This is a genomic window from Muriventricola aceti (assembly GCF_025567565.1).
In the GTDB taxonomy this organism is placed as follows: domain Bacteria; phylum Bacillota; class Clostridia; order Oscillospirales; family Oscillospiraceae; genus Lawsonibacter; species Lawsonibacter aceti.
Map to the genome: position 1 here is coordinate 55,746 of NZ_JAOQKF010000016.1, position 6,229 is coordinate 61,974.

The 6,229-nt window shown below is 60.5% G+C and carries 8 protein-coding genes and 1 tRNA gene; 7 read left to right on the top strand and 2 right to left on the bottom strand.

From position 1 onward, the window contains the following. Window positions 1-154: 154 nt before the first annotated feature. Window positions 155-382: a hypothetical protein gene (locus OCV64_RS15000; RefSeq protein ID WP_186853316.1), complete on the bottom strand. Its 228-nt coding sequence runs from the start codon at window positions 380-382 to the stop codon at window positions 155-157. A 79-nt stretch (window positions 383-461) separates the two neighbouring features. On the opposite strand from OCV64_RS15000, the gene OCV64_RS15005 reads away from it, so the two are divergent. The 6 genes from OCV64_RS15005 (at window position 462) to OCV64_RS15030 (ending at window position 5,172) form a co-directional block, all read left to right on the top strand. After that, window positions 462-686 (top strand): helix-turn-helix domain-containing protein, encoded by a 225-nt coding sequence (locus OCV64_RS15005; RefSeq protein ID WP_147570884.1) that lies wholly within the window; start codon window positions 462-464, stop codon window positions 684-686. A gap of 5 nt (window positions 687-691) precedes the next feature. Further along, window positions 692-1,231: a GNAT family N-acetyltransferase gene (locus OCV64_RS15010; protein WP_262670442.1), complete on the top strand. Its 540-nt coding sequence runs from the start codon at window positions 692-694 to the stop codon at window positions 1,229-1,231. Window positions 1,232-1,239: 8 nt separating this feature from the next. Then, window positions 1,240-1,737, top strand: coding sequence for a COG2426 family protein (locus OCV64_RS15015; RefSeq protein ID WP_262670443.1), 498 nt, complete (start codon window positions 1,240-1,242; stop codon window positions 1,735-1,737). 75 nt (window positions 1,738-1,812) lie between these two features. Continuing rightward, window positions 1,813-2,145 carry a hypothetical protein gene (locus tag OCV64_RS15020; protein ID WP_147570881.1) on the top strand — a complete coding sequence of 111 codons (333 nt, stop codon included), beginning with the start codon at window positions 1,813-1,815 and terminating at the stop codon, window positions 2,143-2,145. A 65-nt stretch (window positions 2,146-2,210) separates the two neighbouring features. Beyond that, entirely contained in the window at window positions 2,211-4,430 is a 2,220-nt protein-coding gene (recD2, locus tag OCV64_RS15025; protein ID WP_262670444.1) for an SF1B family DNA helicase RecD2, read from the top strand. Next, entirely contained in the window at window positions 4,423-5,172 is a 750-nt protein-coding gene (locus tag OCV64_RS15030; protein ID WP_186853319.1) for a GNAT family N-acetyltransferase, read from the top strand. The genes recD2 and OCV64_RS15030 overlap by 8 nt, the downstream gene beginning before the upstream one ends. A 31-nt stretch (window positions 5,173-5,203) precedes the next feature. Here OCV64_RS15030 and OCV64_RS15035 read toward each other — a convergent pair whose 3' ends face one another. Beyond that, window positions 5,204-5,764, bottom strand: a complete 561-nt coding sequence (locus tag OCV64_RS15035; RefSeq protein ID WP_262670445.1) for a manganese efflux pump MntP — start codon at window positions 5,762-5,764, stop codon at window positions 5,204-5,206. A 319-nt stretch (window positions 5,765-6,083) separates the two neighbouring features. Between OCV64_RS15035 and OCV64_RS15040 the strand changes: the two genes are divergently transcribed. After that, window positions 6,084-6,170, top strand: a tRNA-Leu gene (locus OCV64_RS15040). Window positions 6,171-6,229 lie beyond the last annotated feature (59 nt).

The following is a 6,229-nucleotide window of genomic DNA, read 5'->3' on the forward strand; positions in this document are numbered from 1 at the left end:
ATTTCCGGAGGCGGAATTCATTTCCGCCGAGGATTTTAATGATAAGGGCCCCCATCCCGGCCCGCCGGGATGGGAGCGGGCGACGGCGGCGGGACCATTGTGTGTACCGGCACGCCGGAGGAGGTGGCGGCCTGCTAGTGGGCCCCTCCGGCCGTCAGGGGATGGTCTCAAGGTCCCCGGCCAGGGCCATCCCCGTTTTGAGACCGAGGCGAAAGCCCTGCACGGCAAAAAAAGCGGTCACCGCTTCCAGAGATTCCCGTTGGAGGGGGCCCAGTTCGTTTTCCAACAGATCAAACCACATGGTTTCCCCATCATCCTTGGGTTGGCTTTCAATGTAGGACCTGATATAATGGGCGTACATCCATTTCATGAGATCTGACATATAAACACCTGCTAACAACTTTTAAAGTTGCCTTTATTATACACAACATTTCATGTTATGTCAAGGGGTTACGAGAGAAATGAAGATTATTTTGCCCGGTATTGCGGAGCGGCTGCAGCCATTACGTCAGGAACAAAATAAAACCCAGCAAGAGATGGCCAACATGCTGGAGTGTACAGTACAACACTATCAACGAATCGAGTATGGCAAAGTGAACCTCCCATCCACGACTTTAATCTTTCTGGCCGACTATTTTGGCGTCACCACCGACTATCTATTGGGACGTACAGAGGAAAGGAAATAAGACAAATGACTTTTGAACGGATTACCTCCCCGGACCATCCGGCCTTTGACCGCGCCTTTACCCTGTATACAATCAGTTTTCCTCTCCACGAACAGCGTACACGAGAGAAGCAGGAGCGAGTGTTGTCCCATCCGGAATATCACTTCGATGTTATCTGGGAGGGAGAAACCTTTGTGGGGATTCTTCTGCACTGGGAGGAGGAGGGCTTTTCCTATGTGGAGCACTTTGCTACCGATCCGGCCCTCCGGGGCCAGGGGCTGGGAGCCAGGGCTCTGGAGCTGTTGAACAGCAGGGGCAAAAGCGTGGTGCTGGAGATCGATCCGCCGGTGGACGAGCTCTCCATCCGCCGAAAGGGCTTTTATCAGCGGGCTGGCTTCTGGGAGAATCCCTTTCTCCATGTCCATCCGCCCTACCGCCCCCAATTCAAAGGTCATCCCCTGACGGTGATGACCTATCCCACCCCCTGGGACAGGGGGACATATGAGACGTTTTGGGTCTGCCTGCGGGACACCGTGATGGCGGACTGTAAAACGGACGAACAATGAGGTGTTCCATGGATATTTTCCAGTTCTTGACCGACACCACTGGGGGCAAATGCCTGTTCACCATGCTGGTGTCTATGGTCCCCATCATCGAGCTGCGTGGCGGCCTGCCCTTCGGGGTGGCTCTCGGCCTGCCCTATTACCTGGCGTTCCCGGCGGCGGTCCTGGGCAACCTTATCCCCGCCCCCTTTATCATCGTCTACATCCGCCGGATCTTTGAGCTAATGCGCAGGTATATGCCAAAGCTCAACGGCCTGGTGGACAAGCTGGAAAAGAAGGCCCACCTGAAGGGGCAGAAGGTCCAGAAATACCAGTATCTGGGACTGTGGATCTTTGTGGCCATCCCCCTGCCCGGTACCGGGGCCTGGACCGGCTCTCTGGCGGCCGCCTTTTTGGGGATGCGGTTGAGGAAAGCCCTGCCCGCTGTGGTCATGGGCGTGCTGACCGCCGGGTGTATCATGCTGGCTCTGACCCATGTAGGGATCAACCTATTCTCCGGCACCATGTAGCGGACGGCAGAGAAGGGTCGGAGGGAAACACCAGCGGCCCGCCTTCCGCATAGGATGGCCCGGAGGTGTTGCTCTGTGGAGATGATATGGGATACCCTGCTGGCGGCTGTATGTGTGTTGGGACTGGCCTTTGTGGCCTGGTGGCTCTTTGGCCGCCTGTTTCGTCCTATGCCGGGTCAGGGAGTGCGGGTGCTCATCCCCGGCCGGGGGGAGGGGGAGGACCTGGAGCAGACCCTGCGGGCTTTTATGTGGCTCCGGGGACTGGGACTGCTGGACTGCCCCATTATCATCGCTGACCTTGGCCTGACCCCCAAGGGCTGGGAGCTGGCCCTGCGGCTGACGGCCCGCTGGCCTGGGGTAGTGCTGTGGCCAGCCTCTGACCTGCCGGACTACATAGCGAGGAGCTGAACCAGGGGGCGGCCGGAGGCCGCCCCTATCCAATATCAGGAGATGCAAAGGAGGGAAACGACGCCATGGAACAGCGGGAATTAGAGCTGGTCGAGGGCACCGTTTCCGTGGTCATCTACCAGAACGAGGACAACGGCTACACCATCCTGAAGCTGGATGTACGGGATGAGGAGGTCACCGTAGTTGGCACCATGCCCGGTGTGGCCCCCGGAGAATACCTATCTGTCCGGGGCCGCTGGACCCGCCACCCTACCTATGGGGTGCAGCTCAAGGCCCAGGTAGTGGAGCGCCGACTGCCACAGGGATTGAAGGAGATCTTCCATTACCTGTCCTCCGGGGCTGTGAAGGGTATCGGAAAGGCCACCGCCCGGCTGGTCATCGAGGAGTTCGGGGAGGAGGCCCTGACAGTCATCGAGGACGACCCGGACCAGCTTACGAAAATAAGAGGCATCTCACCCAAGCGGGCCCGCCAGATCGGAGAGGCCTTCCGCCAGCAGATGGGCACCCGCCGGCTGGTGGAGTTTTTGACCGAGCATCAGCTCCCTCTGGAGCTGGCAGCCCTCCTTCACAGGGCCTACGGCGACGTGGCGCTGGAGGTGGTGCGGGCCAACCCCTATCTGCTGGTCAATGAGGAATTCCGGGTGGAATTCTCCCAGGCGGACGGCCTGGCTCTGGCCCTGGGGGTGGGCCATGAGGACCCCTTGCGTCTGGAGGCCGGGCTCCTCTTTGAGATGGCCCACAATAACCTGAACAACGGGCACACTTTCCTGCCCCGGCGCAAGCTGGTGGAGGCCACGGGCGTACTGCTGGAGGTGCCCTGCCAGATGCTGGAGGACTGCCTGACCACCCTGCTGGACCGGGGAGAGGCGGAGCTGGAGCGTATCGCCGGACAGGAAGCGGTCTATCTTCCAGCCCTCCACGACGCGGAAGCCTTTATCGCCCAGCGTTTGGGGGAGATGAGCGCCAGCCGGCTCCTTCCGCCCGATGGGCTGGACAGGCTCATTGACCGCATCCAGCGGGAGCAGCGCATCACATACGCCCCCCAGCAGCGCCAAGCTGTGGAGCTGGCCGCGGAGCGGCAGGTCATGCTTTTGACCGGCGGGCCGGGTACGGGAAAGACCACCTGCCTGCGGGGCGTACTGGACCTGTTTGACAGAATGGGCTTAGAGACCGCCCTGGCGGCCCCTACGGGACGGGCGGCCAAGCGGCTGGGTGAGCTGTGCGGAACAGAGGCGTCTACCATCCACAGGTTGCTGGAGACGGGCTTTGACCCCCACTCCGGCCGGCTGGTCTTTGCCAAAAACTCCTACGCTCCCCTCCAGGCAGACGCTGTCATCGTGGATGAGACCTCGATGGTAGACGTGCCGCTGATGGCCGCCCTGCTGGATGCCCTTGAGGGGGACTGCCGCCTGGTGCTGGTGGGCGATCCAGACCAGCTGCCTTCGGTGGGGCCTGGCAACCTGTTTGCCGATCTCATCCGAAGCAAGGTGGTGCCCACTGTCCGGCTGACGGAGATCTTCCGCCAGGCCGCTCAGAGCGCCATTGTCCGCAACGCGCATCTGGTCAACAAAGGAGAACTGCCTGACTTGCGGGCCAACGACAGCGACTTCTTTTTCCTGTCCCGTCGGGACCCCCAGAGCGTGTTGGACACTATCGTAGATCTCTGCCGCCGCCGTCTGCCCGAGCGGATGGGGATTCCCGCCGACCAGATCCAGGTCCTGTCGCCCACCCGGCGGCGGGGCACAGGGACCCGGGCGCTGAACCAGGTGCTGCAGCAGGCCCTGAACCCGCCCCGGGAGGACAAGGGGGAGCGCAGGTTCGGTGACTGGGTATTCCGCGCCGGGGACAAGGTGATGCAGGTGCGGAACAACTACGATATCCTCTGGCGGGAGGAGGGGGGCACCTCATCAGGCATGGGGATGTTCAACGGGGACATCGGGGTGATCCGCTCCATTCAGGGGGAGATCATCACCGTGGACTTTGACGGCAAGGTGGTAGAGTACACTCCAGATATGCTGGGAGAGCTGGAGCCCGCCTTTGCTGTGACAGTACACAAGGCCCAGGGCAGCGAGTACCGGGCGGTCATCCTGGCTGCGCTGGAGGGGGCACCTATGCTCATGACCCGGGGCGTGCTGTATACCGCGATTACCCGCGCCAGGGAGCTGTTTATCATTGTAGGGGACCAGGGGACAGTGGCCCAGATGGTGGCCAATGACCGCCAGACCCGGCGATACTCTGGCCTAAGGGCCCGGTTGGCGGAAGGGAGCTGGACAAGGAATGAATAAAGCGGCGGCGCTCTTTCAAGGCTGGCCGGAGACCATGGTGTGGTCCTGCCTCCAGGGCTGTATGGGACAGGTGCTGGTGGAAGGCGGGGAAGAGCCCGCCTCCGCGGCGGCCCTGATCGGGGATTTCGCCTTTTTCGCCGGCCGCCCGGACAGGGCGCTTGCCCAGAAAGCGGAAGCGTCTATCCTGGTCCCCGGAGACCAGGGATGGGCCTGTCTGCTGGAGGAGGTCTGGGGGGCGAAGATTATACCCTGGACCCGGTACGCCACGGAGAAGGATCCAAGCTCCTTTTGCCGAGCCAAGCTGGAGGGCTATGCCGGTCCGCCAACGGGATTTGAACTGCGGCCGATGGACGGCGCTCTCTATACACAGGCCATGAAAGAGGATTGGAGCAGGGATCTGTGCGCCCTATTTGAGGACGGACTGGATTACGAGGCACGGGGGATAGGGGTGGCCGTCCTGTGCGGAGGGGAACTGGTAGCGGGAGCCTCCTCCTACGCCGTATACCGGGACGGGATTGAAATTGAGATCGATACCCGGCCGGACCAGCGGGGAAAAGGACTGGCCACCGCCTGTGGGGCGCGGCTCATTTTGGACTGTTTGGACCGGGGGCTATATCCCAGCTGGGACGCCCATGACAAGCGATCCGCCCACCTGGCTCAAAAATTGGGCTATCGCCTGGCCGGGGCCTACCGGGCCTATTTAAACATGGAAAGGCCGGCTCCGGGCCTTCCTGTTCCGTGAGAGCCCGAAGCTGGCCAATCAGCAGCGATATTTACCCCAGGATGCCCAGATGCTCAAGGAGTATTTTGATTCCCATGAGCATAAGGATCAGCCCCCCCGCCAGCTCCGCCTTACCGCGGAAGCGGGTGCCAAAGAGAGCGCCTACCTGGACCCCCGCAGCGGACAGAAGAAAGGTGGTCAGACCGATGAAGGTGATGGCGGGCAGGATATCCACCTGAAGAAAGGCGAAAGTGACCCCCACCGCCAGCGCGTCGATGCTGGTCGCCAGCGCCAGAGGGAGCATGGAGCGGAAGGAGAAGGAGCAGTCTACGTCCTCGCTCTCTTCACGGGACTCCCGCACCATGTTGATACCGATGATGGACAAAAGGAGAAAGGCGATCCAGTGGTCCACTGTGGAGATGAAGGCCTGGAACTGGATGCCGAGCAGCCAGCCAAGCAGCGGCATCATGGCCTGAAAGCCTCCGAAATAGAGACCGCAGGTGAGATTATGGACCGGGCGAAGATGACCGGCTGACAGACCTTTGCACACCGAGACGGCAAAGGCGTCCATAGACAGGCCTACGGCGAGAATGAACAGCTCGAATAAACTCATATTGACCTCCTACCCTGATAGACCGGCACAGGCCGAGCATAGAAAAAAGACCTGCCTGTTGCGGAACAGGCAAGTCTCATCGTTTCAGGTCCGGCCAGAAGGGCAATATCCCCATCAGTATGTTGACCGGGCCACGCTCATGCGCCGACTACTCCCTTACTTGGAATCTAACCATAGCATGACCGGCCGTCCCTTGTCAACCTATTTTTTGGACTTCCTTTCCATGACTGAAAAAAATGAAGAAAAAGTGTTGACAGATGGAAGCGGCTGTGGTAATATAACCCTTGCGCTGAACAGTACAGCGCCAACTGAATCGGATGCGCGAGTGGTGGAATTGGTAGACTCGCTGGCTTCAGGTGCCAGTGCTCGCAAGGGCGTGCGGGTTCGACTCCCGCCTCGCGCACCAAGAAGAACCAGGTCTGAAAAGGCCTGGTTTCTTCATTTTTCCTGAAAACGTTGCGGCAC